General features: G+C 64.7%; 25 protein-coding genes. 14 read left to right on the plus strand and 11 right to left on the minus strand.

Annotated elements, in window-relative coordinates:
- Nucleotides 1-157 precede the first annotated feature (157 nt).
- The 8 genes from NLY42_RS16550 to pcaQ all read right to left on the minus strand — a co-directional run bounded on the left by NLY42_RS16550 (nucleotide 158) and on the right by pcaQ (nucleotide 8,421).
- Complete coding sequence (locus tag NLY42_RS16550) at nucleotides 158-1,603, minus strand: aldehyde dehydrogenase (RefSeq protein WP_023754415.1); 1,446 nt, start codon at nucleotides 1,601-1,603, stop codon at nucleotides 158-160.
- Between the two features lie 94 nt (nucleotides 1,604-1,697).
- Nucleotides 1,698-2,483, minus strand: a complete 786-nt coding sequence (locus NLY42_RS16555; protein ID WP_023754414.1) for a coniferyl-alcohol dehydrogenase — start codon at nucleotides 2,481-2,483, stop codon at nucleotides 1,698-1,700.
- 2 nt (nucleotides 2,484-2,485) lie between these two features.
- Nucleotides 2,486-3,550 (minus strand): branched-chain amino acid ABC transporter permease, encoded by a 1,065-nt coding sequence (locus tag NLY42_RS16560; protein ID WP_023739489.1) that lies wholly within the window; start codon nucleotides 3,548-3,550, stop codon nucleotides 2,486-2,488.
- The gene (locus NLY42_RS16565; protein ID WP_023696245.1) at nucleotides 3,547-4,443 is read right to left on the minus strand and encodes a branched-chain amino acid ABC transporter permease; all 897 of its coding nucleotides are present in this window, start codon (nucleotides 4,441-4,443) and stop codon (nucleotides 3,547-3,549) included. The genes NLY42_RS16560 and NLY42_RS16565 overlap by 4 nt, the downstream gene beginning before the upstream one ends.
- Complete coding sequence (locus NLY42_RS16570) at nucleotides 4,440-5,168, minus strand: ABC transporter ATP-binding protein (protein WP_023736026.1); 729 nt, start codon at nucleotides 5,166-5,168, stop codon at nucleotides 4,440-4,442. The genes NLY42_RS16565 and NLY42_RS16570 overlap by 4 nt, the downstream gene beginning before the upstream one ends.
- Nucleotides 5,165-5,812, minus strand: coding sequence for an ABC transporter ATP-binding protein (locus tag NLY42_RS16575; protein WP_245263553.1), 648 nt, complete (start codon nucleotides 5,810-5,812; stop codon nucleotides 5,165-5,167). Before NLY42_RS16575 ends, NLY42_RS16570 begins: the two co-directional genes overlap by 4 nt.
- Nucleotides 5,813-5,928: 116 nt before the next feature.
- On the minus strand, nucleotides 5,929-7,227 hold the full coding sequence (locus NLY42_RS16580) for an ABC transporter substrate-binding protein (RefSeq protein ID WP_023704674.1): 1,299 nt from the start codon (nucleotides 7,225-7,227) through the stop codon (nucleotides 5,929-5,931).
- 276 nt (nucleotides 7,228-7,503) lie between these two features.
- Complete coding sequence (pcaQ, locus tag NLY42_RS16585; protein ID WP_023685275.1) at nucleotides 7,504-8,421, minus strand: pca operon transcription factor PcaQ; 918 nt, start codon at nucleotides 8,419-8,421, stop codon at nucleotides 7,504-7,506.
- A gap of 92 nt (nucleotides 8,422-8,513) precedes the next feature.
- On the opposite strand from pcaQ, the gene pcaD reads away from it, so the two are divergent.
- From pcaD to pobA, 6 genes are read left to right on the plus strand one after another with little or no spacing between them, the layout of a single operon-like run.
- Complete coding sequence (gene pcaD / locus NLY42_RS16590; RefSeq protein ID WP_023754412.1) at nucleotides 8,514-9,323, plus strand: 3-oxoadipate enol-lactonase; 810 nt, start codon at nucleotides 8,514-8,516, stop codon at nucleotides 9,321-9,323.
- The gene (pcaC, locus tag NLY42_RS16595) at nucleotides 9,316-9,729 is read left to right on the plus strand and encodes a 4-carboxymuconolactone decarboxylase (protein ID WP_023685273.1); all 414 of its coding nucleotides are present in this window, start codon (nucleotides 9,316-9,318) and stop codon (nucleotides 9,727-9,729) included. Before pcaD ends, pcaC begins: the two co-directional genes overlap by 8 nt.
- Complete coding sequence (gene pcaH / locus NLY42_RS16600; protein ID WP_023754411.1) at nucleotides 9,719-10,474, plus strand: protocatechuate 3,4-dioxygenase subunit beta; 756 nt, start codon at nucleotides 9,719-9,721, stop codon at nucleotides 10,472-10,474. Before pcaC ends, pcaH begins: the two co-directional genes overlap by 11 nt.
- Nucleotides 10,474-11,088 carry a protocatechuate 3,4-dioxygenase subunit alpha gene (pcaG, locus tag NLY42_RS16605; RefSeq protein ID WP_023668155.1) on the plus strand — a complete coding sequence of 205 codons (615 nt, stop codon included), beginning with the start codon at nucleotides 10,474-10,476 and terminating at the stop codon, nucleotides 11,086-11,088. The genes pcaH and pcaG overlap by 1 nt, the downstream gene beginning before the upstream one ends.
- 16 nt (nucleotides 11,089-11,104) lie before the next feature.
- On the plus strand, nucleotides 11,105-12,157 hold the full coding sequence (locus NLY42_RS16610) for a 3-carboxy-cis,cis-muconate cycloisomerase (protein ID WP_023754410.1): 1,053 nt from the start codon (nucleotides 11,105-11,107) through the stop codon (nucleotides 12,155-12,157).
- Nucleotides 12,157-13,329 (plus strand): 4-hydroxybenzoate 3-monooxygenase, encoded by a 1,173-nt coding sequence (gene pobA, locus NLY42_RS16615; protein WP_023712110.1) that lies wholly within the window; start codon nucleotides 12,157-12,159, stop codon nucleotides 13,327-13,329. The genes NLY42_RS16610 and pobA overlap by 1 nt, the downstream gene beginning before the upstream one ends.
- A 13-nt stretch (nucleotides 13,330-13,342) precedes the next feature.
- Here pobA and pcaF read toward each other — a convergent pair whose 3' ends face one another.
- Genes pcaF through NLY42_RS16630 form a run of 3 tightly spaced genes read right to left on the minus strand, consistent with a single transcriptional unit; the run spans nucleotide 13,343 to nucleotide 16,192 of the window.
- Nucleotides 13,343-14,548, minus strand: coding sequence for a 3-oxoadipyl-CoA thiolase (pcaF, locus tag NLY42_RS16620; protein ID WP_023754409.1), 1,206 nt, complete (start codon nucleotides 14,546-14,548; stop codon nucleotides 13,343-13,345).
- Between the two features lies 1 nt (nucleotide 14,549).
- A complete protein-coding gene (locus NLY42_RS16625) occupies nucleotides 14,550-15,338 on the minus strand; it encodes a CoA-transferase subunit beta (protein WP_023754408.1) in 789 nt (262 codons plus the stop codon).
- A complete protein-coding gene (locus NLY42_RS16630; protein ID WP_023754407.1) occupies nucleotides 15,335-16,192 on the minus strand; it encodes a CoA transferase subunit A in 858 nt (285 codons plus the stop codon). The genes NLY42_RS16625 and NLY42_RS16630 overlap by 4 nt, the downstream gene beginning before the upstream one ends.
- 116 nt (nucleotides 16,193-16,308) lie before the next feature.
- Here NLY42_RS16630 and NLY42_RS16635 point away from each other — a divergent pair, with 116 nt between their 5' ends.
- From NLY42_RS16635 to NLY42_RS16670, 8 genes are all read left to right on the plus strand, one after another.
- Nucleotides 16,309-17,079 (plus strand): IclR family transcriptional regulator domain-containing protein, encoded by a 771-nt coding sequence (locus NLY42_RS16635; RefSeq protein ID WP_023754406.1) that lies wholly within the window; start codon nucleotides 16,309-16,311, stop codon nucleotides 17,077-17,079.
- 206 nt (nucleotides 17,080-17,285) lie between these two features.
- Nucleotides 17,286-18,011: a GntR family transcriptional regulator gene (locus NLY42_RS16640; RefSeq protein WP_023687928.1), complete on the plus strand. Its 726-nt coding sequence runs from the start codon at nucleotides 17,286-17,288 to the stop codon at nucleotides 18,009-18,011.
- A gap of 3 nt (nucleotides 18,012-18,014) precedes the next feature.
- Entirely contained in the window at nucleotides 18,015-19,043 is a 1,029-nt protein-coding gene (locus NLY42_RS16645; protein WP_023754405.1) for an ADP-ribosylglycohydrolase family protein, read from the plus strand.
- Nucleotides 19,040-20,014 carry a PfkB family carbohydrate kinase gene (locus tag NLY42_RS16650; protein ID WP_023754404.1) on the plus strand — a complete coding sequence of 325 codons (975 nt, stop codon included), beginning with the start codon at nucleotides 19,040-19,042 and terminating at the stop codon, nucleotides 20,012-20,014. Before NLY42_RS16645 ends, NLY42_RS16650 begins: the two co-directional genes overlap by 4 nt.
- Nucleotides 20,015-20,047: 33 nt before the next feature.
- On the plus strand, nucleotides 20,048-21,109 hold the full coding sequence (locus NLY42_RS16655) for an ABC transporter substrate-binding protein (protein ID WP_023754403.1): 1,062 nt from the start codon (nucleotides 20,048-20,050) through the stop codon (nucleotides 21,107-21,109).
- 66 nt (nucleotides 21,110-21,175) lie between these two features.
- Nucleotides 21,176-22,045, plus strand: coding sequence for an ABC transporter permease (locus NLY42_RS16660; protein ID WP_023754402.1), 870 nt, complete (start codon nucleotides 21,176-21,178; stop codon nucleotides 22,043-22,045).
- Nucleotides 22,045-22,833: an ABC transporter permease gene (locus NLY42_RS16665; RefSeq protein ID WP_031194901.1), complete on the plus strand. Its 789-nt coding sequence runs from the start codon at nucleotides 22,045-22,047 to the stop codon at nucleotides 22,831-22,833. Before NLY42_RS16660 ends, NLY42_RS16665 begins: the two co-directional genes overlap by 1 nt.
- Entirely contained in the window at nucleotides 22,833-23,897 is a 1,065-nt protein-coding gene (locus NLY42_RS16670; RefSeq protein ID WP_023707705.1) for an ABC transporter ATP-binding protein, read from the plus strand. The genes NLY42_RS16665 and NLY42_RS16670 overlap by 1 nt, the downstream gene beginning before the upstream one ends.
- Nucleotides 23,898-23,958 lie beyond the last annotated feature (61 nt).

Raw genomic sequence — 23,958 nt, forward strand, 5'->3', positions numbered from 1 at the left:
GGGGTAAAATACCCACGATTAAACGATTTACAACTCCGGGAGGGGCCGCCGATCGCGCGACTCGAGCCTTGCCGGGTTTTGATGCGGGAATCGGTTGGCTCGCCAGGCAACGGCCCTGAGGGCTCCTTCCCTTCTCCCCCTGTGGGAGAAGGTGCAGTCAAAACGGATAGTGCTGCCCCGGATCCTCGATGGTTAGCCAGCGCAGGTCGGTGAACTCGGCGATCGAGGCCTTGCCGCCGAAGCGGCCGTAGCCTGAACCCTTGACGCCGCCGAACGGCATTTGCGCCTCGTCGCCGACGGTCGGGCCGTTGATGTGGCAGATACCGGCTTCGATGCGCGCGGCAACCGCCATGGCACGGCGGATGTCGCGGCTGAACACGGCCGAGGACAGGCCGTATTCGGTATCGTTGGCGACACATACCGCTTCGTCCTCGCCCTTGACGCGGATCACCGGCTTGACCGGGCCGAAGGATTCTTCCGAATAGACGCGCATCGCCGGCGTCACGTGGTCGAGCAATGTCGCCTCGACCACGGTTCCGGTGCGCTTGCCGCCGGCCACAAGCCTGGCGCCCTTGGCGACGGCGTCGGCAACCAGTTCTTCCATCTTGTCGGAGGCCTGGCTGCTGATCAGCGAACCGAGCACGACATGGCCGCGCGGGTCACCGGCAGGCAGCTGCGCCGCGCGGGCGGCGAGCTTGGCGACGAACTCGTCGGCGACCTTTTCATCGACGACCAGACGCTCGGTCGACATGCAGATCTGGCCCTGATGCATGTAGGCGCCGAAGGTCGCCGCATTGACCGCCGCATCGATGTCGGCATCGTCGAGCACGACCAGCGGCGCCTTGCCGCCGAGTTCGAGCAGCGCCGGCTTCAAGTGACGGCCGGCGAGTTCGGCAATGATTCTGCCGACCTTGGTCGAGCCGGTGAAGTTGACACGCCTGACTGCAGGGTGCGCGACCAGTGCCTCGACGATTGCCGCTGCGTCCTTGGGGTCATTGGTGACGACATTGATGACGCCCTTGGGCAGGCCGGCCTCGACCAGCACCTGGCCGATCAGCCGGTGTGTGCCTGGGCACATTTCCGAAGCTTTCAGCACAACCGTGTTGCCGCAGGCGATCGGCATGGCGATGGCACGGGTTCCGAGGATGACCGGTGCATTCCACGGCGCGATGCCGAGGCAGACGCCGGCCGGCTGGCGGATCGCCATGGCCAGCGTGCCGGGCTTGTCGGAGGGAATGACCTCGCCCGAAATCTGCGTCGTCATGGCGGCTGCCTCGCGCAGCATTTTGGCGGCGAGCATGACGTTGAAGCCGGCCCAGGGGCCGGTGGCGCCGGTTTCTTCCATCATCAATCTGGTGAATTCGCCGACCTTGGAGTCCATGACATCGGCCGCCTTGGACAGAAAAGCGCGGCGCTCGCCCGGTCCGGTCTTCGACCAGCTCTTGAAGGCGAGGGCCGCGGCTTCCACCGCGGCATTGGCGTCGGCGATGCTGGCTGCGGCAGCGCGGGTGGCCAGCTTGCCGGTGAACGGGTCCATGCGCTCGTAAGAGGCGGAGCCTGACGCATCCCTTTTGTCGCCGTCGATCAGAAGTCCGATGTCCATTGTTCTCTCCCTCGCTCGCCGTCGAGCGTCTTTTCTATCTATTATCGACCACGATCTGATCCGAACACCGGCTCCCACTTTTCGGGATCATGGTCTAGAAGCCGAGCACCTCGGCATTGATCGATGCTTCAAGCCCACCGTCAACCGGCACATTGGCGCCGTTGACCCAGCGTGCGCCGTCCGAGCACAGGAACAGCACGACAGGCGCGATGTCGCCCGAGGTTCCGGCGCGCCCGACCCTGGCGATGTCGCTGTCGACGCGGGCGTCACCCAGCACATTGCGGAACTGTTTGAGGATCGGCGTCTCGACCGGGCCGGGGCTCACTGCATTGACGCGGATGCCGCGGCTCCTGAACAGGTCCTGATGTGCGGCGCGCTGCGTCCACAACAGCAGCAGTTCCTTGGAAACGGAATAGCCTTCCTCGTTCTTCACCTGATGGTCGGCGACCACCTCCGCCACATCGGGAAAGCCTTCGATGCCGATCATCGATGCCGCGCGGTTGAGATTGGCGCGCCAGCCATAGCCGGCGATCGAGGCGACGTTGACCACGGCGCCGCCTTCACGAAGTCTTGGTGCGAGGCCTTCCGAGAGCGCGCGCAGGCCGTAGAAGTTGACGGTCAGTGTCGACACCGCACCGGTGTTGCCGGGGAGGCCGGCGACATTGCAGAGCGCATCGATGCGCTCCGGCAGGCGCCCGATGAGATCGACGACGCCGGCCTTGAACGAGATGTCGGCCTTGACGAAGAAGCCGACCGGTGCGGCAGGTTCACGCATATCGACGCCGATCACGTCAGCGCCCAGTTGGCCGGCAAGTTCCGCGGTGCGGGCGCCGATACCGGACGCGACACCGGTGATGAGGATGGTCTTGCCGAACAGCATGGTCACGCCTTTTCACTATGTGTTGCGGTCTGTTGCGGCGAAGGCGTGGCGTCGCCATCTGCGGCGTTTGGCGGGAGCCTGACACGGTAGCCGACCGGCAGCAGGCGCAGGCCAAAGCGCTCCTCCAGCGTTCCCCACAGGCCGCGCGGCAGGAAGAGCGAGAACAGCACCGCCGTGGCGCCAAGGCCGATCAGATACCAGACGCCGGTGCCGCCGAACCAGGTCTCGATGAGGAAGAACAGCAGCGCACCCAGAATGGCGCCCTCGAAGGTGCCGATGCCGCCGACCAGCACCATGAAGATCATGTAGGCGGTCCACTGGACGTTGAAGTAGGTTTTCGGCTGGAAGGTGATCGACGTGGCCAACCACAGCGCGCCGGCCATGCCGATGCCGAAGGCGGCGAGCACGAAGAGCAGCCGCTTGGTTCCGGTGACGCGCACGCCGACCGATGCCGCGGCCTCCTCATTGTCCCTGATGGCGCGGATGGCCGCACCTGTGCTGCCACGCAGCAGGCTAAACAGGGTGGCGAGCAGCGCCGTCATCGCGGCCAACGCCAGCCAGTAGATCGTCGCCCGCCTGACGCCGGCGTCATAGACGTTGAGCGAGATCAGCGACGTCCCGGTCTCGCCTTGCACCAGCCGGTCGAGATTGACCAGGAGATGGGTGAGCGCCGCGATCACCCACATGCCGATGGCGAACTCGCCGTTCCTGAGCCGCAGCATGAACAGCGACATCGGCCAGGAGATCGCGCCGACAATGATCGCGGAGACGAACAGCGAAGCGAACGGGTTGAGGCCGGCATCGGCCAGGCGGATGGTGAAATAGGCGCCGAGGCCGAAGAACACTTGCTGTCCCACCGAAACCAGCCCGCCGAAGCCGGCCAGCGCGTTCCACATCGCCGCCAGGATCACATAGATGAACAAGGCGGTCACGCGGTCGACGGCGCCGGCCGAAAGGAAATGCGGCGCGACGCCAAGTAGCGCGATGATGACGACGACCGCAATCGCCGAGATGCGCGAGGCGGAGGTGCCGCGCTCGATAACGGGGGCGTTTAAAACCGCGCTCATGATGCTTTCCTCGCGGGCAGGCGCAGCAGGCCGCGCAGGCCGAGGCCGGAGGTGGAGAGCCGGATGAACAGCACGATCAGGAAGGCGACATGGCCGCCGATCAGAAAACCTTGCGGATGGATCTGCGCGCCGAGCGTCTGGGCGAGCGCCAGAACGATGCCGCCGACCAGCGTGCCCCATTGCGAACCGGCGCCGCCGATCACCGCCGCCTCGAAAGCGAACAGCAATTGAGGTGCGCCGGTATAGGGATCGAAGGTGGCGCGCATGCCGAGGAAGGCACCGGCAAGACCGACCGTGACCATGGCGATGGCGGCGGCGAGGGCGTTGGCGCGGCGCGCATCGACGCCGACGAGACCGGCCGTGTCGGGATCTTCCGACGTGGCGCGGATCGAGCGGCCAAGCCTGGTGTTGGTAAGGAACAGCTGCAGTCCGCCAAGCAATATGACGGCGGCGGCGAACATGATCACGGCAAGCTTGCCGACATAGATGCTGCCCGGCCATTCCCAGGAATCGTAGGAGAGGCTGCCGATATAGGGCGCCAGCGAACGTGTGTCGGCGCCGAACTGCTCGAACAGCGCATTGTCGATGACGATGGCGAGGCCGAACGTGGTCAGGATCGGCAGCAGCGCGCCTCCGCGGGCGCTGCGCTCGAGCAGGAAGCGCTGCAGCGCCCAGCCGATGGCCGCCATCAGCGGCAGCACGATGAGCAGGCCGACGAAGGGCGAGATATGGAATTGCGAGGCGAGCCACCACAGCGCGTAGGCGGAAAACACGGCCAGGCTGCCATGCGCGAGGTTGATGATGCGCATCACCGAAAACATGAAGGAGAGGCCGCAGGCGATCAGCGCGTAGTAGCCGCCGAGCAGGATGCCCTGGACGATCTGGTTGCTCATGCCGGCACACTCCCGGCGCTTTTTCTGTGCAGGCCGAAATAGGCTTTCGTCACTTCATCGCGGGACATGCCCTTGCTCGGGCCTTCCAGCGCGACGCGTCCTTCGAGCATGCAGATGACCTTGTCCGAGACCGAGAGCGCGCGATTGAGGTCCTGTTCGACCAGGATGATCGTCGTGCCGGAGCTGATCAGGCCTTGCAGCGAAGCGTATACGCGATCGACCACCAGCGGCGACAGGCCGAGCGAGACCTCGTCGAGCAGCAGCAGTTCGGGATTGCTCATCAAAGCGCGGCCGATGGCGGTGGCCTGCTGCTCGCCACCGGAGAGATGCCCGGTCTTGGCATGGCGGCGCGGCTTCAGATTGGGGAACGTGTCGAGCACTCGTTCCACGCTCCAGTCGCCGGGACGGCCGGCGGTCTTGCCAAGCAGGAGGTTCTCCTCGACCGTCATCTGCACGAACAGTTTTCGCCCTTCCGGCACCAGCGCGACGCCCATGCCGACGCGCTTGTGCGAGGGAACGCCGGTGATATCGGCACGATTCAGCAGCACGCGGCCGGCCGTCGGCTGGTGCGCGCCGGCGATCGCCCGCAGCAGGGTCGTCTTGCCGGCGCCGTTGGCGCCGACCAGCGCCAGCGTTTCGCCGCGCTCGATCGAGAAGTTCACGCCGCGCACCGCCTGCAACAGGCCGTGGCGGACGACCAGATTCTCGATTGCGAGCAGGCTCATTTCGGGCCTCCGCCGAGATAGGCCCGCACGACTTCGGGGTCGGCCATCACCGCTTGCGGCTCGCCGTCGGCGATGATCTTGCCGGCGTCCATGCAGATCAGCCGCTCGGCCACCTGCAGCAGGATGTGGACGATGTGCTCGATCCAGACGATGCCGATCTTGCGGCGGCGCAATTCCTTGATGGTATCGACAAGTTCGCTCGCCTCGCCATCGGTCAGTCCGCCGCCGATCTCGTCGAGCAGAAGCAGCGTAGGCCTTGCCGCGAGCGCGCGGGCAAGTTCCAGCCGCTTGCGGTCGAGCAGGCCGAGCGTTTCGGCGCGCCGGTTGGCCACGCCCATCATGCCGCACAGTTTCAGCGACTCCAGCGCCTCTTCATAGGCCTCGTCGCGGGCGAGACCGGCGCCATGCGACGCGGCAACAAAAACGTTCTCGAACGTGGTCATGCCGCTGAACGGCTTGGGCACCTGGTGCGTGCGCACCAGGCCGAGACGACAGCGCGCTGTAGCCGGCATCGCGGTCACATCGCCACCCTTGAAGGCGACCATGCCGGCGCTCGGCGGGAAGGCGCCTGATAAGATGCTGAGCAGCGTCGTCTTGCCGGCGCCGTTCGGACCGACGATGCCGACGGCCTCATCGGCATTCATGGCGAAGTCGACATCGTCGAGCACCACCAGCGCGCCGAAGCGTTTCTGGATGCCGGCAGCGCGGAGGATCGCGGCGTTTGCTGAACCGTTCACGATGCGATCCCCGTAACCGACCGTCAGCTGTTATACGGCTGGAGCTTGGCCTCGACCGGAACCTTCGGGTCGGTGGCGTTCTCGGTCACGACGTAGTCGAGCGGGAATTTGCCGCCTTCCTTGGCCGCCACCCATTGGGTGCCGATGATCGGGCCGGGAGAGACATTGGCGACCGGGCCGCTGGTGAAGTCGACCTTGCCGATCATGGTCTCGGTGTTGAGCGTGCTCAGCGCCTTGGCGACGGCCGCCTTGTCCTTGGCGTCGGTGCTTGCCTTCAGCGCCTCGAAGCCGGCGTCGAGCAGCGACATCGAGGCGCCGAGCTGCTGCGTCCACTGCTTGCCGCTGGCGGCCTCATAACCGTCGGCCAGTTCGGTCCCCGAAACGCCGGTCAGCGGCGACTTGTAGGGAAAGGCCTTGTGCCAGTAAGCGGCGCTCGAAATCTTGTTGCCGAGATCGCCCAGCGCCTCGATGTCGGACGGGAACAATCCGGTCTTGGCGACCTGGCAGATCTTGATCTGCTTGATCAGGCCTTGCTGTGCAGCCTGGCGCCAGAAGGCGGCGAAGTCCGGCGGGATCGGGAAGGAGTTGAAGATCTCGACGCCTTCCTGCTTGAACAGCGCGATCTGCGAGGAATAGTCGGTGGTGCCGGTCTCGTAGGCGCCGGGATCGACGATGGTGAAACCCTGCTTTGCCAGCAACGGCGCCAGATGGGTGCGGATGGCATTGCCGTCTGCGTCGTTGGGATACATGACGCCGACCTTCTTGTTGGTCTCGATCAGGCTCCATTGCGAGATGTAGGTCCGGAAGAACTCGTCGACGCCGAAGCCGAAATGATAGGTCCATTTGAACGGCGAGGGTTCGCCGGGCTTGGCGCCGCGGCCGAAATACCAGGCCTCCCACGGCATGACGGTGGAGAGGCAAGGCACGCCGGCGGCTTCGCAGGCGTCGGCGACCGGGTTGATCACCTCCGGCGTCGACACCGCCAGCATCAGGTCGACGGCTTGGTTGTTGATGAGGTCCTTGGCGAGCTGGCCGGCGCGCGACGGGTCGGATTGCGTGTCCTGGTCGATGATCTCGACACTGTATTTCTTGCCGCCGATGTCGAGGCCGTTGGCGAGCGCCTTGCGGGCGAGATCGAGCACATAGCCGTCGGTCTGGCCGAAGCCGGCGAGCGGCCCTGTGCGCGGGCTGACAAAGCCGACCTTCAGCGTGTCGGCGGCCTGCGCGAATGCCTGGCCGCGGCTGAGCGCAAGTGCCGCGCCGCCGGCGAGCGATGTGGCGATGAACTGGCGCCGCGAGACGCCGGATTTGCTTGAGGTCATGCTGGTATTCCTCCCTTTCCTGACGGCACCTGGAGGTCACCGCCGGCCTGCTCAAAATCGATGCCGCCCGTTCTTAAGATCGGAGATCGCCCCGGCAGGCCTTGAGGCGGCAGCGGAACGCCGCCAATGCCGATAACGGCACGATTTCGATCCTCCCATCGTCACAGTGCCCTAGGTGTTTGGTTTGGTAAAATGATATTTTGCGGTGTTTCGTTAACCAACAGGTTATGGAAATACGGCTGAAGGCCCGCTCTGCGCCAGATTGGCGAAAGGTGCTCAGGCGTTCTGGCTGGCCGCCTCGCGAATGGTCTGCAGCAGGATGGTGAAGGCCGGCGAAGGCGCAGTGTCGGTCCGCATCGTCAGGCCGACCGGCCCTTTGGTTTCCTCGGTGTTGACGGGCAAGGCGACGAAGGCGCCGCTGGAGAGTTCGTTGGCGACGACGCCTGTCGATATGATCCAGACCGCGTTGCTTTGGCGCAGGAAGGCACGGCCGAAGGAATCCGAGACGGTCTCGATCTCGGTCGCAGGCGCCGTCATGCCGTTGGTGATGAACAGGCGGTCGACGAACGGGCGGATGACCGATTCCCGCGTCGGCATCAGCACCGGAAATTCATCGAGCCGGGCGAAGATGTCCTGGCCCGGCTGCAGCAGCGGATGGCCGGCCCTCACCACGAACAGCACCGGTTCGGAATAGAGATGCTCGAAGAAGAAGCCGGTCATGTTTTCCGGCGCCGCAAGCCGGCCGACGACGAGATCGAGCGCACCGACGCGCAACTGTTCCAGCAGGACCGCGTTCTCGCCGGTGACGATCTTGATCGCAGCACCGGTATTTTCACTCAGGAACAGGCTTATGGCGCGTGGCATCACCTTGGCCGACACTGTCGGGAGCGCGCCGATGCGGATCGGATGCCGGTTGATGGCGCCGTCCTGGCGGACGGAATCGACGCCGCGCTTCAGTGCCGTGATCGCCGTGCCGGCATGGCCGAGAAAGATTTCGCCAAGCCGTGTCACCCTGATGCCGCGGCCGTCGCGTTCGACGACAGCGATGCCAAGCGCCTCCTCCAATTCGCGCAACGTCTTGGTCACGGCCGGTGGGCTGACATGGAGAAAGTCGGCCGCCCTCGCCACGCTGCCTTGCCGCGCTACCTCAAGGAATGCCTGCAGGTGACGGAACCTTATGCGGCTTTCGGACATGTTCTCATAACCTAGCAGTTAATGAAACGGCGTAAAATATCATTTTACCAAACCAAATGCCTTGTGCAATGTGAACACGGAGGATCGAAATCGTGCCATTCGTCAACATTGGCGGCATCACGCTGCACCATCGCCATATCAAGGCGAAGGGAAATGCGCGGCCGATCGTGTTCATCAATTCGCTGGGCACCGACTTCCGCGTCTGGGACGAGGTGTTGTCCGAACTGGGTGGCGAAATGCCTGTGTTGGTCTACGACAAGCGCGGCCATGGCCTGTCCGACATTGGTGGCGTCAGCTCGATCGACGAGCATGTCGATGATCTGTCGGGCCTGATCGATCATTTCGAACTGAACAATGCGGTGCTGTGCGGCCTGTCGGTGGGCGGCCTGATTGCGCAAGGGTTTTATGCCCGGCGCCCCGAAATCGTCGACGGCCTCATCCTGTGCGACACCGCCCACAAGATCGGCACGGCCGACAGCTGGAACACCCGCATCGAAACGGTCGAAAGCAAAGGTATCCAGGCCATCGCCGATGCCGTGCTCAAAATGTGGTTTACGCCTGCCTTCCACGCGGACCGTGTCGCCGAGCTCGACGGCTACTGGAACATGATGACCCGGCAAGCCGTCGCCGGCTATGTCGGCACCTGCGCCGCGGTGCGCGATGCCGATTTCACCGAGGCCGCGCAGGCGATCGCGGTGCCCACGCTTTGCGTCGTTGGCGACCAGGACGGCTCGACGCCGCCGGATCTCGTCCGCTGGCTGGCCGATCTGATCCCAGGCGCACATTTCGAAATCATTCGTGACGCCGCGCACATCCCTTGCGTCGAACAGCCCAAGGCGCTGACCACCCTGATCCGCGATTTCGTCGCGGCGCTTCCCCTGAGAAAGCAGACCCATGGATGAACTGCCCAAAAACGAAACCAGATATCAGACCGGGCTGACCGTCAGGCGCTCGGTGCTCGGCGACCCGCATGTTGATCGCAGCGAGGATGCCGTCACCGATTTCGACCGGCCGTTCCAGGAGCTGATCACCGAGGCAGCCTGGGGCACTGTGTGGGCGCGTCCGGGCTTCAGCAGGCGCGAACGCTCGATCGTGACGCTGGCACTGCTGGCCGCCCTTGGCCATGATGAAGAGGTCGCCATGCATGTGCGCGCCACCGCCAACACCGGTGCGTCGCGCGACGATATCTGCGAAGCGTTCCTGCATGTCGCGATCTATGCCGGCGTGCCGGCCGCCAACCGCGCCTTCAGGATCGCCAAGGAGGTGTTTTCGGAAATGGACGGAAGCAGGGCTGGCCATGCCAGCTGATGCCGGCTCGAACCGCAGGCCCGAGAGCGGAGCCTTCTTCCAGCGCGACCGTGGCTGGCATCCGCCGGCGCTGACGCCCGACTACAAGACGTCGGTGTTGCGCTCGCCGCAAAAGGCGCTGCTGGCCTTCGACAACACGGCGTCCGAAATCACCGGTCCGGTGTTCGGCCACGCCATGCTGGGCGAACTCGACAATGACCTGATCCACAATTTCGCAAAGCCCGGCGAGAGCGCCATCGGCGAGCGTATCATCGTCTATGGCCGCGTGCTCGACGAGCGCGGCCAGGGCGTCTCAGGCGCGCTGCTCGAATTCTGGCAGGCCAATTCAGGCGGCCGCTACCGCCACAAGAAGGACGGCTATCTCGCGCCGCTCGATCCGAATTTCGGCGGCTGCGGCCGCACCATCACCGATGCCGATGGCGGTTATGCCTTTCGCACGGTGAAGCCAGGTCCCTATCCCTGGCCGAACGGGCCCAATGACTGGCGGCCGTCGCACATCCATTTCTCGGTGTTCGGCCACGGCTTCGCACAGCGGCTGATCACCCAGATGTATTTCGAGGGCGACCCGCTGATCTGGCGGTGCCCGATCGTGCGCGGTTTCCGCGACAGGGCGGCGATCGAGACGCTGGTAGCGGCGCTCGACATGCAGGCGACGATCCCGTTCGACGCGCGCGCCTACAAGTTCGACATCGTGTTGCGCGGACGCCGCGCCTCGCTGTTCGAAAACCGTCCGGAGGGCAATTGATGGCGCAATCGCTGACCCGGCTGAAGGAGAGCCCGTCGCAGACCGCCGGGCCCTACGTGCATATCGGGCTGACGCCGAATTTCGGCGGTATCGGCGGCGTCTACCCGACAGACCTGGGCGCCACGATGCTCAACGACAACGCCAAGGGCGACCGCATCGGTTTGCGCATTCGCGTGCTCGACGGCACCGGCACGCCGCTCAGGGATGCGTTGATCGAGATCTGGCAAGCGGATGCCAATGGCTTCTACAATTCGCCGGCCGAATTGCGCGGCGATGCCGATCCGGATTTTCAGGGCTGGGGCCGTCAGCCGACCGACATGGAAACCGGCCTGTGCAGTTTTCAGACGATCAAGCCGGGACGCGTGCCGTATGGCGACGGCCGGCTGATGGCGCCGCATATCAGCCTGTGGATCGTCGCCCGCGGCATCAATATCGGCCTCCACACGCGGCTCTATTTCTCCGACGAGGCCAAGGCCAATGCCGAGGATCCGATCCTGGCCCGCATCGAGCACAAGGTGCGCGTGCCGACGCTGATCGCCGAGCGGCAAGGCGACGACTATATTTTCGACGTCCATCTCCAGGGGGAGAAGGAAACGGTCTTCTTCGACAGCTGACGGAGGAAACCAGCACATGACCGTATCGCCCTTCGACCATCCGCTGCTTTCCGGCCTGCTCGGCGACGAGGAGGCGGCTCGGCATTTTTCGGTGGATGGGGAAATCGCCGCCATGCTCGATTTCGAGCGCGCGCTGGCGCAAGCGGAAGCCGAAAGCGGGATTATCGGCACGGATGCCGCCGCGGCGATTATACCTGTCCTGTTGTCATACAAGCCGGACACCGCGCGGCTGCGGGCCGGTGTGGCGAAGGATGGCGTGATCGTGCCCGAACTGGTGCGCCAGTTGAAGGCAGCGGTCGGGGCGCCGCACGACGCCGGCGTGCATTTCGGCGCAACCAGCCAGGACGTCATCGACACTGGCCTGGTGCTTCGGCTGCGCCGGCTCATTGAACATCTCGACCTGCTGCTGACTGAAAACATTCTGCGGCTGGTGGGGCTGGAAGAACGTTTTGGCAGCCGTGCATTGACAGCGATGACGCGCATGCAGCCGGCGATCCCAATTCAGGCGTCGGACCGCGTGGCGGTGTGGCGCACGCCGCTGCAACGGCATCAGCAGAGACTGTCGGAGCAATCCAAGCGTCTGATCGTGGTGCAGTTTGGCGGCGCCGCCGGCACGCTGGAGAAGCTGGGCGACAAAGGACCTGCCGTGCGCGCGGCCCTTGCCGCAAAGCTCGGCCTTGGCGACGCGCCGCAATGGCACAGCCAGCGGGATGCGCTGGCCGAATTCGCCGGGCTGCTATCGCTCATCACCGGCAGTCTCGGCAAGTTCGGCCAGGACGTTGCGCTGATGGCGCAAGGTGGAACCGACATCAAGCTGTCCGGCGGCGGCGGCTCGTCGGCCATGCCGCACAAGCAGAACCCGGTGAAGGCGGAAGTGCTGGTGACGCTGGCGCGCTTCAACGCCACCCAGCTTTCCGGCATGCACCAGGCGCTGGTGCATGAGCAGGAGCGCTCCGGTGCTGCCTGGACGCTGGAATGGCTGCTCTTGCCGCAAATGGCGATAGCGACCGCGGCTGCGCTACGGCTCGCCGCCGAACTCGCCGGACAGATCGAAAGCCTGGGACACTGATGCGCACAAAGATCGTCATTGTCGGCTCCGGACCGTCCGGGCTGCTGCTTGGCCAGCTTCTCGGCACCATTGGCGTCGAGACGGTGATCCTCGAACGTTCGAGCCGGCAGCATGTGCTTGGCCGGGTGCGGGCAGGGGTGCTCGAACAAGGCACCGTCGAGTTGCTCGAAGAGGCGGGCGCAGCTGTAAGGCTGCATGCCGAGGGCCTGCTGCATGCCGGCATCTCGCTTGCGTTCGGCGGCGGCCTGCACCGGCTCGACCTCACGGCACTGACCGGCGGCAAGCATGTCACCGTCTATGGTCAGACCGAAGTGACGCACGATCTGATGGACAAGCGCGAGGCGGCCGGGCTGACCACCGTCTATGAGGCGGCCAACGTCGCGCTGCATGGTTTCGATGGCGAAGCGCCCTACGTCACCTACGACAAGGACGGCGTCAGCCATTGCATCGACTGCGACTTCATCGCCGGCTGCGACGGCTATCACGGCGTTAGCCGCAAATCGGCGCCTGGGCGGGCGCTGAAAACCTTCGAGCGGACCTATCCCTTCGGCTGGCTCGGCGTGCTGGCCGAAGTGCCGCCGGCCGATCACGAACTGGTCTACGCCAACCATGAGCGGGGCTTTGCGCTGTGCTCGATGCGGTCGACGCATCGCAGCCGCTACTATGTGCAGGTCCCGGCTGACGAACAGGTCGACGCCTGGAGCGACGGTCGCTTCTGGGACGAATTGCGCAGTCGCCTGCCGGAACAGACCGCAGCCGCGGTCGTTACCGGCCCGTCCTTCGAAAAATCAATCGCGCCGCTGCGCTCCTTCGTCGCCGAGCCGATGCGCTTCGGCCGGCTGTTCCTGGTCGGCGACGCCGCCCATATCGTGCCGCCGACGGGCGCCAAGGGGCTCAACCTCGCCGCCAGCGATGTGCGCTATCTCTTTGCTGGGCTTCGCGAATTCTATCTGGACAAATCACCAAGCGGGCTCGACGCTTATTCAGCCAAGGCGCTGGCCAGAGTGTGGAAGGCGGTGCGCTTCTCCTGGTGGATGACGACGATGCTGCACCGCTTTCCCGATACGGGCGAGTTCGGCCAGCGCATCCAGGAAGCCGAGCTCGACTATCTCGTGCATTCGCAAGCGGCGTCGACCGCGCTGGCTGAAAACTATGTCGGTTTGCCCTATTAAGGGCGGTGCAAACTCAAACCCGTTCGAGCGCCACCGCGATGCCCTGGCCGACGCCGATGCACATGGTGGCCAGCGCATAGCGGGCGCTGCGCTCGCGCAGTTCCAGTGCCGCGGTGCCAGTGATACGCGCGCCCGACATGCCCAAGGGATGACCAAGCGCGATGGCGCCGCCATTCGGATTGACGTGCTCCGCATTCTCGGAGATGCCGAGTTGACGGAGCACGGCGATCCCTTGGGAGGCGAAGGCTTCGTTGAGTTCGATGACATCGAATTGGTGCGGTGTCAGGCCGAGGCGGGCGCAGAGCTTTTGTGTCGCCGGGGCAGGGCCGATGCCCATGATGCGTGGCGCCACGCCGGCAGCAGCGCCGCCGAGGACGCGGGCGATCGGCGTCAGGCCGTATTTTTTCACAGCCGCCTCGGAGGCGATGATCAGCGCTGCCGCGCCGTCATTGACGCCGGACGCGTTGCCGGCGGTGACGGTGCCGCCCTGGCGGAACGGCGTCGGCAATTTGGCCAGCGACTCGACCGTGGTGCCGGCGCGCGGATGCTCATCCTTCGATACCATAATCGCATCGCCCTTTTTCTGCGGGACCGTCACCGGGGTGATCTCCTTCGCCAGCCGGCCATTGGCCTGTGCCGCGACGGCCTTGTCCTGGCTGCGCACGGCAAAGGCGTCCTGGTCGGCGCGCGACACTGAAAAATCCTCGGCGACGTTCTCGCCGGTCTCCGGCATGGAATCGACGCCATAGTGTTTCTTCATCAGCGGGTTGATGAAGCGCCAGCCAATCGTGGTGTCGTGGATCTCGGCGTGGCGCGAAAAGGCTGTCTCGGCCTTGGGCATGACGAAGGGCGCGCGGCTCATCGATTCGACGCCGCCGGCGATCATCAACTCGGCTTCGCCCGCCTTGATGGCGCGGGCGGCAATGGTGAGCGCATCCATGCCGGAACCGCAGAGGCGATTGACGGTCGAGCCTGAAATTTCCTTCGGCAGTCCGGCCAGGAGCAGCGACATGCGGGCTACATTGCGGTTGTCCTCGCCGGCCTGATTGGCGCAGCCATAGACGACGTCGTCGACAGCCTGCCAGTCGATGCCGGCATTGCGCTCGACCAGCGCCTTCAGCGGGATGGCGCCAAGATCGTCGGCCCGCACCGACGACAGCGAGCCGCCGAAACGGCCGATCGGGGTGCGGATGTAATCGCAGATGAATGCCTCGGTCATGTCATGCGGCCTTTTCTTTACCGCTTCCCTCATGCGCCGCCTTGGTGCGGGCCTGCAGGTCACGCAATGTCGTCAGCTCGAGTTCCGTCGGCGCCGGCGTTTCGTCAAGCGCCTCGGCGAACTTTACGATCCAGCCACAGCTGTCCTGCACCTCAAGCCGCGTCGAGCCGGGATGCAACGACACCACGGTGAATTCCTTGCTCACCGGATCTGGCTTCCAGATGGCAAGGTCGGTGATCAGCAGCGTCGGCCCTGATGTCTCGATGCCGAGGCGCTGGCGATGGTCGCCGCCATCGCCATGGCCGAAGGAGGTGAAGAAGTCGATCTTCTCGACCATGCCGCGCTTGGACTGCGCCATGGTGATGTAGATCTCCTTCGACGAGGTGGCGATCTCGGGCGCGCCGCCGCCGCCGGGCAGGCGGGTCTTGGGATGCGCATAGTCGCCGATGATAGTGGTGTTGATGTTGCCGAACTTGTCGAGCTGGGCGGCACCGAGGAAACCGATCGAAATGCGGCCGCCCTGCAGCCAGTAACGAAACATCTCCGGCACCGAGACGGTCGTGACGGCGGTGTCGCAAAGTTCGCCGTCACCGATCGACAGCGGCAAAACATCGGGCGCGGTGCCGATGGTGCCGCTTTCATAGATCAGCGTGATGTCGGGCGCATGCGTCAGCCGCGCGACGTTGCAGGCGGCGGACGGCGCACCGATGCCGACGAAGCAGACATCGTCGTTCTTCAGCGCGCGGCTGGCGGCAATCGTCATCATCTCGTTGGGGGTGAAGCCGCTCATGCCGCGCTCCTCAGATGTTCGACGCGGGCCGCGAAATCGTCGGCCGAGCGTTCGATGACATTGGCCTGCATCCAGGCCTGGAATTTTTCACGGTCGGCGGCGATCTCGTCCCATTCGAGATAGGCGGCGTTGTCCCTGGCATAGTAGCCGTGCGTGTAGGAGGGATGCGAACCGCCTGATACCACCGAGATCGCAGCGATGATCCAGCGCGGCAGCACGGTGAGGTTGGGATGCAGGTCGTCGAAATTGTCGACGACTTCCTCTACCGTCACCACGGCGCGCTTGGCCGCGAGCACCGCTTCCTTCTGGATGCCGATAATGCCTTCGACCAGCACATTGCCTTTTTTGTCGGCCTTCTGAGCGTGGATGAAGGTCACGTCCGGTCGGATGGAAGGAACGGCGGCAAGCACCTCGCCGGTGAACGGGCAGGTGACCGAGCGGATGTTGGGATTGACTGCCGCCAGCCCGGCGCCGCGATAGCCGCGGAACACCGCGCAAGGCAGGCCGGCAGCTCCCGCCTCGTAGGCGTTGGCCATGCCGGCATGGCTGTGCTCCTCGATCTCGATCGACCGGGGGAAGCCGTTCTCGATGGCGTCGCGGGCGCGGCGCAACAGGCCGACGCCGGGATTGCCGACATAGGAGAAGATGATCTTCTTCGCCATGCCCATGCCGATCATCTGGTCGTAGATCAGGTCAGGAGTCATGCGGATCAATGTCAGGTCGCGAAATCCCTGGCGGATGGCTTCGTGCGCCGCCGCCGTCGGGATCAGATGGGTGAAGCCCTCGAAGGCGACCGTATCGCCATCATGCAGGTTCTCGGCCACGGCCTGTTTGAGCGGCAGGAATTTGACCATCGCCAAGAACTCCGGAGTCCAAAAAGTTCGTATTGCGAACACTTGTTTTGTATGAGATATTTTTACATCGCGCCGCCGAGACGAGTCAAGGCGGCGCATTGTCTTGCGGAGGCCGCATGGAGGACAAGGCAAAGACGCGCGACCATGTCGGCTCGCTGGAGCGCGGCCTTGCGGTCATGGAGATACTGGCACGCCATCCGGCCGGCATGACATTGACCGAAATGGCGGAGGAGGCGGGGCTGACCCGCGCCGGCGCGCGGCGCTTCCTGCTGACGCTGACCGCCACCGGCTATGCCACGCAATCCGGCCGGCTGTTTTCGCTGTCGCCGCGCCTGCTCGCCATCGTGCGCTCTTGGCTCGGCGGCGCCTCGCTGTGGACATTCGCGGCATCCATCATGCGCGACGTCGCGGGCCAATTCGACGAGGCCTGTAACGCGGCGGTGCTGTCGGGCGAGGAAGTCGTCTATGTCGCGCGCATTCCTGGCCGCCGCATCCTCAGCGTTTCGCTCGATGTCGGCACCAGGCTGCCGGCGCATTGCACCTCGATGGGGCGCGTCCTGCTTGCGGGGCTGGGCGCGGATGAGCTGAAGGCCTTGCTTGCAGAGGCGAGGATCGAACGGCGCACGCCGAAGACGATCACCAGCCGCGCCGCGCTGGCCAAGGCCATCGACGCGGCGAGGGCGGATGGCTTTGCCGTCGTCAATGAAGAGCTGGAACTTGGCCTGCGCTCGATAGCGGTGCCGATCTATGACCGCGCCGGCAAGACCGTGGCGGCGATCAACGTCTCGACGCAGTCGGCGCGGTTCTCCGTCGAGGCGATGGAGCGGGATATCCTGCCAGCGCTGCGGACGGCCAAGCAACGGATTGAGGAATTTTTCTTCGTGTGAGCGCAAGGCTAATCGCCTGAGGGAAGCGCTGCCCCCGCTCTGTCTCGGAGACGCGACGCCCTGCGCGGTTAGCGTCGCCATGCGAACAAACGATGCCCGGGGCACCTGAGCACAACGCATATGCGTGAATCCAAATATATCGTTGACGTCGCCCTTCAACTCCAATATCGAACAGGACTATACAGGTTTACTGAACAGGTACCCATATGAAGCGGCGCGCGGTTCAACTTTCTCCCGGCACGGGCAAGCCCGAGCAGATCGCCACCGTTCTCGAACATGAGATCCGCTCCGGCGTGCTTGGCTTCGGCGACCGCCTGCAAAGCGAGAACGAACTCGTCCAGCGCTTTTCCGTCAGCCGCAACACGGTCCGCAAGGGCCTCGAGGAGTTGTCTAGCCGTGGGCTGATCACGACCAAGGTCGGCATCGGCTCCTTCGTCACTTTCGACGGCAAGCCGGTCGATGACAGCATTGGCTGGTCGCGGGCGCTGGCCAATGCCGGCGCCAATGCCGAGACGCGGACGCTGCGGCTTGAAGTGATCGAGGATGCCGATCTTGCCGCGCTGCTTGGCATCGAAAGCCCGTTCTTCATCGCCGTCGACCGGGTGCGCACCAATGCCAGCGACGGCCATGCGATCTCCATCGAACGCAGCCGCCTGCCGCTGTCGCCCGAACTGGAGGACGTGCCGCTGCGCGGCCTGCGCGAAGGCTCGCTGCACCAGACGCTGCGTGGCGCCGGGCTCATTCCCGACCATGGCGAGGAATGGGTCGGCATCGAGATGCTCAACGCCGAAGACGCCGCCATTCTCGGTTGCCCGCAAGGCACGCCCTTTTTGCGCGGCCGCCGGCTGACGCGTGCGGCCGATGACCGGCCGATCGAATATGTAACCAGCCTGCTCAACCCGGCGCATTTCGCGCTGCACATGAGGTTTTGAGCGATGCCGGAAAGCGCCATTCTCGATCGCGCGCTGGGCGCGCTTGTCGGCGGGGCGCTGGGCGATGCGCTGGGCATGCCGACGCAGCTTCTGTCGCCGGCGCGGATCGCCGAGCTATACGGCCATGTCGAGGATTTCGTGGCGCCGTTTGCCGACCATCCGGTGTCGAAGGGGCTCGTGGCCGGCACCATCACCGACGACACCGAACAGGCGCTGCTGCTTGGTCGTATCCTGGTCGAGTCCGGTGACCGCTTCGATCATGCGCGCTGGGTGAACGCACTGCTCGACTGGGAGCGCGAGGTCAAGGCGCGCGGCAGCTATGACCTGCTGGGACCATCGACCAAGCGCGCCATCGACGCCATCAATGACGGCGTGCCGGCGGAAGAGGCGGGAAGCCGGGGCGACACCAATGGCGCGGCCATGCGCATCGCGCCGGTCGGCATCATCATGCCGCTGGAACCGCTCGACGCTTTCGTCGCCAAGGTGGCCGAAACTTGCCGTGCCACGCACAACACCTCGATCGCCATCGCTTCGGCCGCAGCAGTTGCCGCCGCCGCCAGCCACGGCGTCGCCGGTGGCGACTGGCGTGCCGCTTCCGACAGCGCGGTAGCAGCCGCGCGGCGAGGCGCCCGGCTCGGACATTGGGTGACTGGTGGCGATATCGCCGCGCGTATCGCCTGGGCGCAGGAGCTCGTGCGCGGCAAGACCATGCGGGATGCGATCGGGCTCATCACCGATCTCGTCGGCACCGGTGTGGCCAGCCAGGAGTCCGTGCCGGCAGCTTTCGCCGTGCTTGAAGTCGCGCAGGGCGATCCCTGGCAAGCGGCAATCATCAGCGCCAATCTCGGCGGCGACACCGACACGATCGGCGCGATTGCCTCAGGCATGGCCGGCGCCTGCGTCGGCTTTTCGCAACTGCCGCAACAACACATTGCCGGGCTCGTCGGCATAGATATGGGGGAGGTGCGCTCGCTTGCCGAAGACCTCGTCGCGGCGCGCACGGCAAAGGCCAGCAAGGGTGCCGCGGCATGAGTGGGCGTCTGGTCCATATCGGCAGCGCCGTCGTCGACTATGTCTACCGCATCGACGCCTTGCCGGCGCCGGGCTGCGAGAAGACTGCGTCGAGCTTTGCGCAGGTCGCCGGCGGCGGCTTCAACATGATGGTCGCGGCCAGCCGCACCGGCATGACGGTGGTGTTCGGCGGCCAGCTCGGCAGCGGAACGAATGGCGATTTTTTGCGCGCCGCGTTTGCGGCCGAAGGCATCACAACGCTGACGTCGCCGTCGCCGGTCATGGACAGTGGCAATTGCGTGGCCATGATCTCCGGGGATGCCGAGCGCACCTTCGTGTCGTGGCCGGGTGCGGAGAGCGTGCTCAGCCTGGATATGATGACGCCCGTGGCGGTCGCGCCTGATGATTGGGTGTTCACGTCAGGCTATACGCTGAGCTATCCCGGAAGCCGCGACGCGCTGACCGACTGGATCGAGGCGCTGCCGGCGGATGTTCCCTTCGTCTTCGATCCGACGCCTGTCATTGCAGACATTGCGCGCACGATCCTGTCGCGGGTGCTTGCCCGCACGACATGGCTGAGCTGCAACATGACGGAAGCGGTCGAGATCGCTGGGCAAGGCGATGTCGAGGCACTCGCCGCCCTGCTGCTCGCCGACCACTGCCCAAAGGCCGAAGGCGTCGTTATCCGCGCCGGCGCCAAGGGCTGTTTCGTGAGGTTGGTCAATGGCGAGACGCAGACCATTGCCGGCTTCAAGGTCGATGCCATCGACACCAATGGCGCCGGCGACACCCATATCGGCGGTTTCGTCAGTGCACTCTCGCGCGGCGTGCATCCCTTCGAGGCGGCGCGCTATGCCAATGCGGCGGCAGCACTTTGCGTCACCCGCCATGGCGGCTCATCGGCGCCGACCGACAGCGAGATCCAGACTTTCCTGAGCCAGGCCGCCACGGGCGAGCCGGGCCAGAACCAGAAGGCCCATCAGACAGCCTGACCCGCCAAGCGGGCAAACAAGAGAGGAACGAACATGCGCATGCCAAGACTGACTGCCCTGCTGACGGCGACCGCCGTCATCACCTCCGCGCTCACGCTGGCCGCCAGTGCCGCCGAAGTGCATGTGCTCAACTGGAAGGGCTACGGCGCCGACGAGCCGTGGGCGATCGAAGCCTTCGAAAAGGCGACCGGCAACAAGGTCGTCAACGACTTCTTCAATTCCGAACAGGAAATGCTGACCAAGATCCGCACCAATCCGGGACTCTATGACGTGGTCATGATCAACGCCGCCTTCAACGATCAGGCGATGGCGGAAAAGCTGATCCAGCCGATCGATGTCTCGAAGCTGCCGAACTATGCCGACATCAGCAAGGACAAGGCGCAATCGCCGATGCTCGACCATGACGGCAAGGTCTATGGCGTGCCGTGGGTGTGGGGCTTGACGGCGCTGGCAATCAACGAAAAGTCCTTCGACAAGCCGCCGACCTCGATCGCCGAAATGTGGGGCCCAGCGCATAAGGGCCGGGTCGTCATTCGCGACGACGCTGTCGAAGCGGTGCAGTTCGGCGCCATCGCCACCGGCCAGAACATCAACGACATCAAGGATATGGACGCGGTCAAGACCAAGCTGACCTCGCTGATGCCGCAGATCAAGACCTTCTGGAGCTCGGAGAACGACTGGAACCAGATGGTCGCCTCCAACCAGATCGACATCGGCACCTATTGGAGCGGCTCGGCCGATCGCGCCAAGACCCACTTCAAGCTGCCGGTCTCGCTGGTCGTTCCGCAGGAAGGCGCCGTCGCCTGGCTCGACGCGTTCTCGATCCCGGTGGGCTCGAAGAATGTCGAAGGTGCGCAGGCCTTCATCAACTGGATGATCGATCCGAAATTCTATGTCGAATGGGTCACCAAGGTCGGCGCTCCGGTGTCGGCCAACACCAAGGCGGTGGAAGCGCTGCCTGAAGACTCCTTCAACCGCAAGGTGATGGGCGATCCCGAGGTGGCCAAGCGCATCCAGTTCCAGGCGCCGATCACCGACGCGCAGCGCGAGGCCTATCTGGCGCTGTGGCAGCAGCTCAAGGTCGACGTGAAGTAACGCTCACGTCCGGACCAGCCGGCGGTTGGCGCCGGCTGGCCCTTCAATCCTGGGGAGGAGGGTATCATGGCAGTACAGGGTGCGGTCGCGTCGCGCAGCGGGCTGAGATCGGCCCTGCCGCTGCTGGCGCCGGCCTATCTCTGGCTGACGGTGGCGATCTTCCTGCCGCTCTCGGCCATGGTATTCTTCTCCTTCATGACCGACCTGCCGCTGTCGGGAAAGCCGTGGGCGGTCACCCTTGGCAATTACGCCGCCTTCTTCTCGCAGAGCCTGTACCTGACGCTGCTGCTCGCTTCGCTGCGGCTCGGCCTCGAAGTGACTTTGTGGTGCGTCGTCATCGGCTACCCCGCCGCCTATGTGCTGGCCAAGGTGCTGAAGGGGCGCAGCCGCGAGGCGATCTTCCTGCTGGTCATCCTGCCGTTCTGGTCGAACGGGCTGGTGCGCATCTTCTCCTGGGCGATGGTGCTGCGCGAGGGCGGCATCCTCGACACGGCGCTCAACGCCGTGCTGCCGTTCAAGATCAACATCGACCTGATGTATTCCTATCCCGCAATCATCATCGGCCTGGTGCACTCCTACGTGCCCTATATGGTGCTGACCTGCTATCTCACGCTGCAGGCAATCGACGACTCGCTGATCGAGGCCGGGCGCTCGCTCGGCGCCTCGCGGCTGCAGGTGCTGAAGCGGGTGATCATCCCGCTGTCTATGCCCGGCCTGGTGGCAGGTGCGGCACTGATCTTCGTGCCGGTCGTCGGCTCGTTCATGGAGCCGCGCATTCTCGGCGGTCGCACCGGCACCTTCTACGGCACGGTGATCGAAGACCAGTTCGTCGCCGTGTTCAACTGGCCGCTTGGTGCGGCATTGTCGTTCATCCTGCTCGCCGTCGTGCTGGTCATCCTCGCAGTTGCCTCGCCGGTGCTGCGGAGGGCTGCTTGATGATGACGACCCGCATCCTCGAAGGACTAGGCCGCTTCTACATCGGACTGCTGCTCGTCTTCCTCTATCTGCCGATCATCATCATGGCGCTGATGTCGTTCAACGTCTCGCCCTTCTACCAATTGCCGTTCGAATGGACGACGGAATGGTATGCCTCGCTCTGGCAGAACGACCAGCTGATCGCGGCGACCTGGAACAGCCTCGAGATCGCGGTCATCACCACGCTCATCTCAGTGGTGCTTGGCTCGGCCGCTTCGCTGGCGCTCTTCCGCTACGACTTCCGCGGCAAGAAAGTGCTGCAGGCGTTGCTGTTCCCGCCAATCGCCATACCATGGCTGATCACCGGCACGGCGATGCTGATCTTCTTCTTCGGCGTCGGCATCGGCCGCGGCCTGTCCGCCATCCTGCTCGGCCATGTCGCGCTGGCGCTGCCCTATGTCATCGTCGTCGTCTCGGCCCGGCTGCAGACTTTTGCACCGGAGCTGGAAGAGGCGGCGCGCTCGCTCGGCGCCAACCAGTGGCAAGTGACGAGGCGTGTGACGCTGCCGTGGATCATGCCCGGCGTCATTGCCGGCGGCTTGTTCGCATTTGCCGTGTCGTTCGACCAGTTTGTCGTCTCCTACTTCCTGGCGACGCCGGGGCAGACGACGCTGCCGGTGGAAATCTACGCCGCGATCCGCAAGGGGTTCACGCCCGAGATCAACGCGGTCTCGACCATCATCATCGTCGTGTCGATGGCGCTGATGCTGCTCACGGCGCGCTTCTTCAAATTCGGCGGAGAGAAATAATGGCCGGCGTGCAGGTATCGAACGTCTCGCGCAGTTTTGGCGCGCACAAGGCGCTGGACGACGTCTCCATCGATTTTGCCGATGGCGGCTTTTATGGGCTGCTTGGCCCCTCGGGCAGCGGCAAGACCACGCTGCTGCGCCAGATCGCCGGCTTCGACTTTCCCGACTCCGGGCGCATCGCCATTGGCGGCGAGAGCGTCGAACGGGTGCCGGTCGAAAAGCGGCGCATCGGCATGGTGTTCCAGAACTATGCGCTGTTTCCCAATATGAGCGTTGCCGACAATGTCGCCTTCGGCCTGTCGGTGCGCGGCGAAACGAAAGCGACGATCGCCACCGAAGTGCAGCGCGCGCTCGATCTCGTCCAACTCGGGAAGCTCGGCGAGCGCCGGCCGCACCAGCTCTCCGGCGGTCAACGCCAGCGTGTGGCGCTGGCGCGCGCCATCGTCACCAAGCCGCGCGTGCTGCTGCTCGACGAGCCGCTCGGCGCGCTCGACAAGGCGCTGCGTGTCGACATGCAGATCGAGCTGAAGCGCATCCAGCGCGAGATCGGCATCACCACCATCTTCGTCACCCACGACCAGGAAGAGGCGCTGACGATGAGCGACCGCATCGGAATCTTGCGGGACGGCAGGCTCGTGCAGGAAGGGCCGCCGGAGGAGATCTACGACCGGCCGAAGAGCGAGTTCGCCGCCACCTTCCTCGGTGACGCCAACATTTTTCGCGGCGATGCGACCGGCAACGGCATCCGCCTGCCGGACGGCACGGCGATTGCCGCCGGGGTGGGTGATCGGCTTGCCGCCGGTACGAAGGCCAGCTGCGCGGTGCGTCCCGAACGCATTCGCATCGCCACCGATGCCGGGGCATCGAGCGGCAATGCCAACACGCTGAAGGGGCAAGTCTCCAAGCGCATCTTCGCCGGCAACAACAGCACCTATTTCGTCGAGCGCGCCGGCCAGACGTTGAAAGTCATCGTCCAGAATACCGGCAGTGACCGGCTGGCCGAGGGCCAGAATGTAATGCTCAGCTGGTCGCCGGAAAGCACTGTGCTGATTGCCGCAAACTAGTTCGCACCGTCACCCCGGCATGGTTCTGATGGGAATTGATGGAGCGGACCTTGGCTGATGG

This window comes from Mesorhizobium sp. C372A (genome assembly GCF_030323245.1).
In the GTDB taxonomy this organism is placed as follows: Bacteria; Pseudomonadota; Alphaproteobacteria; order Rhizobiales; family Rhizobiaceae; genus Mesorhizobium.

Excerpts from the sequence above, each read along its gene's own strand:
- NLY42_RS16550 (WP_023754415.1), bottom strand. The coding sequence starts at position 1,603 with ATGGACATCGGACTTCTGATCGACGGCGACAAAAGGGATGCGTCAGGC.
- NLY42_RS16555 (WP_023754414.1), bottom strand. The coding sequence starts at position 2,483 with ATGCTGTTCGGCAAGACCATCCTCATCACCGGTGTCGCGTCCGGTATC.
- NLY42_RS16560 (WP_023739489.1), bottom strand. The coding sequence starts at position 3,550 with ATGAGCGCGGTTTTAAACGCCCCCGTTATCGAGCGCGGCACCTCCGCC.
- NLY42_RS16565 (WP_023696245.1), bottom strand. The coding sequence starts at position 4,443 with ATGAGCAACCAGATCGTCCAGGGCATCCTGCTCGGCGGCTACTACGCG.
- NLY42_RS16570 (WP_023736026.1), bottom strand. The coding sequence starts at position 5,168 with ATGAGCCTGCTCGCAATCGAGAATCTGGTCGTCCGCCACGGCCTGTTG.
- NLY42_RS16575 (WP_245263553.1), bottom strand. The coding sequence starts at position 5,812 with ATGAATGCCGATGAGGCCGTCGGCATCGTCGGTCCGAACGGCGCCGGC.
- NLY42_RS16580 (WP_023704674.1), bottom strand. The coding sequence starts at position 7,227 with ATGACCTCAAGCAAATCCGGCGTCTCGCGGCGCCAGTTCATCGCCACA.
- pcaQ (WP_023685275.1), bottom strand. The coding sequence starts at position 8,421 with ATGTCCGAAAGCCGCATAAGGTTCCGTCACCTGCAGGCATTCCTTGAG.
- pcaC (WP_023685273.1), top strand. The coding sequence starts at position 9,316 with ATGGATGAACTGCCCAAAAACGAAACCAGATATCAGACCGGGCTGACC.
- pcaH (WP_023754411.1), top strand. The coding sequence starts at position 9,719 with ATGCCAGCTGATGCCGGCTCGAACCGCAGGCCCGAGAGCGGAGCCTTC.
- pcaG (WP_023668155.1), top strand. The coding sequence starts at position 10,474 with ATGGCGCAATCGCTGACCCGGCTGAAGGAGAGCCCGTCGCAGACCGCC.
- NLY42_RS16610 (WP_023754410.1), top strand. The coding sequence starts at position 11,105 with ATGACCGTATCGCCCTTCGACCATCCGCTGCTTTCCGGCCTGCTCGGC.
- pobA (WP_023712110.1), top strand. The coding sequence starts at position 12,157 with ATGCGCACAAAGATCGTCATTGTCGGCTCCGGACCGTCCGGGCTGCTG.
- pcaF (WP_023754409.1), bottom strand. The coding sequence starts at position 14,548 with ATGACCGAGGCATTCATCTGCGATTACATCCGCACCCCGATCGGCCGT.
- NLY42_RS16625 (WP_023754408.1), bottom strand. The coding sequence starts at position 15,338 with ATGAGCGGCTTCACCCCCAACGAGATGATGACGATTGCCGCCAGCCGC.
- NLY42_RS16630 (WP_023754407.1), bottom strand. The coding sequence starts at position 16,192 with ATGGTCAAATTCCTGCCGCTCAAACAGGCCGTGGCCGAGAACCTGCAT.
- NLY42_RS16635 (WP_023754406.1), top strand. The coding sequence starts at position 16,309 with ATGGAGGACAAGGCAAAGACGCGCGACCATGTCGGCTCGCTGGAGCGC.
- NLY42_RS16640 (WP_023687928.1), top strand. The coding sequence starts at position 17,286 with ATGAAGCGGCGCGCGGTTCAACTTTCTCCCGGCACGGGCAAGCCCGAG.
- NLY42_RS16645 (WP_023754405.1), top strand. The coding sequence starts at position 18,015 with ATGCCGGAAAGCGCCATTCTCGATCGCGCGCTGGGCGCGCTTGTCGGC.
- NLY42_RS16650 (WP_023754404.1), top strand. The coding sequence starts at position 19,040 with ATGAGTGGGCGTCTGGTCCATATCGGCAGCGCCGTCGTCGACTATGTC.
- NLY42_RS16655 (WP_023754403.1), top strand. The coding sequence starts at position 20,048 with ATGCGCATGCCAAGACTGACTGCCCTGCTGACGGCGACCGCCGTCATC.
- NLY42_RS16660 (WP_023754402.1), top strand. The coding sequence starts at position 21,176 with ATGGCAGTACAGGGTGCGGTCGCGTCGCGCAGCGGGCTGAGATCGGCC.
- NLY42_RS16665 (WP_031194901.1), top strand. The coding sequence starts at position 22,045 with ATGATGACGACCCGCATCCTCGAAGGACTAGGCCGCTTCTACATCGGA.
- NLY42_RS16670 (WP_023707705.1), top strand. The coding sequence starts at position 22,833 with ATGGCCGGCGTGCAGGTATCGAACGTCTCGCGCAGTTTTGGCGCGCAC.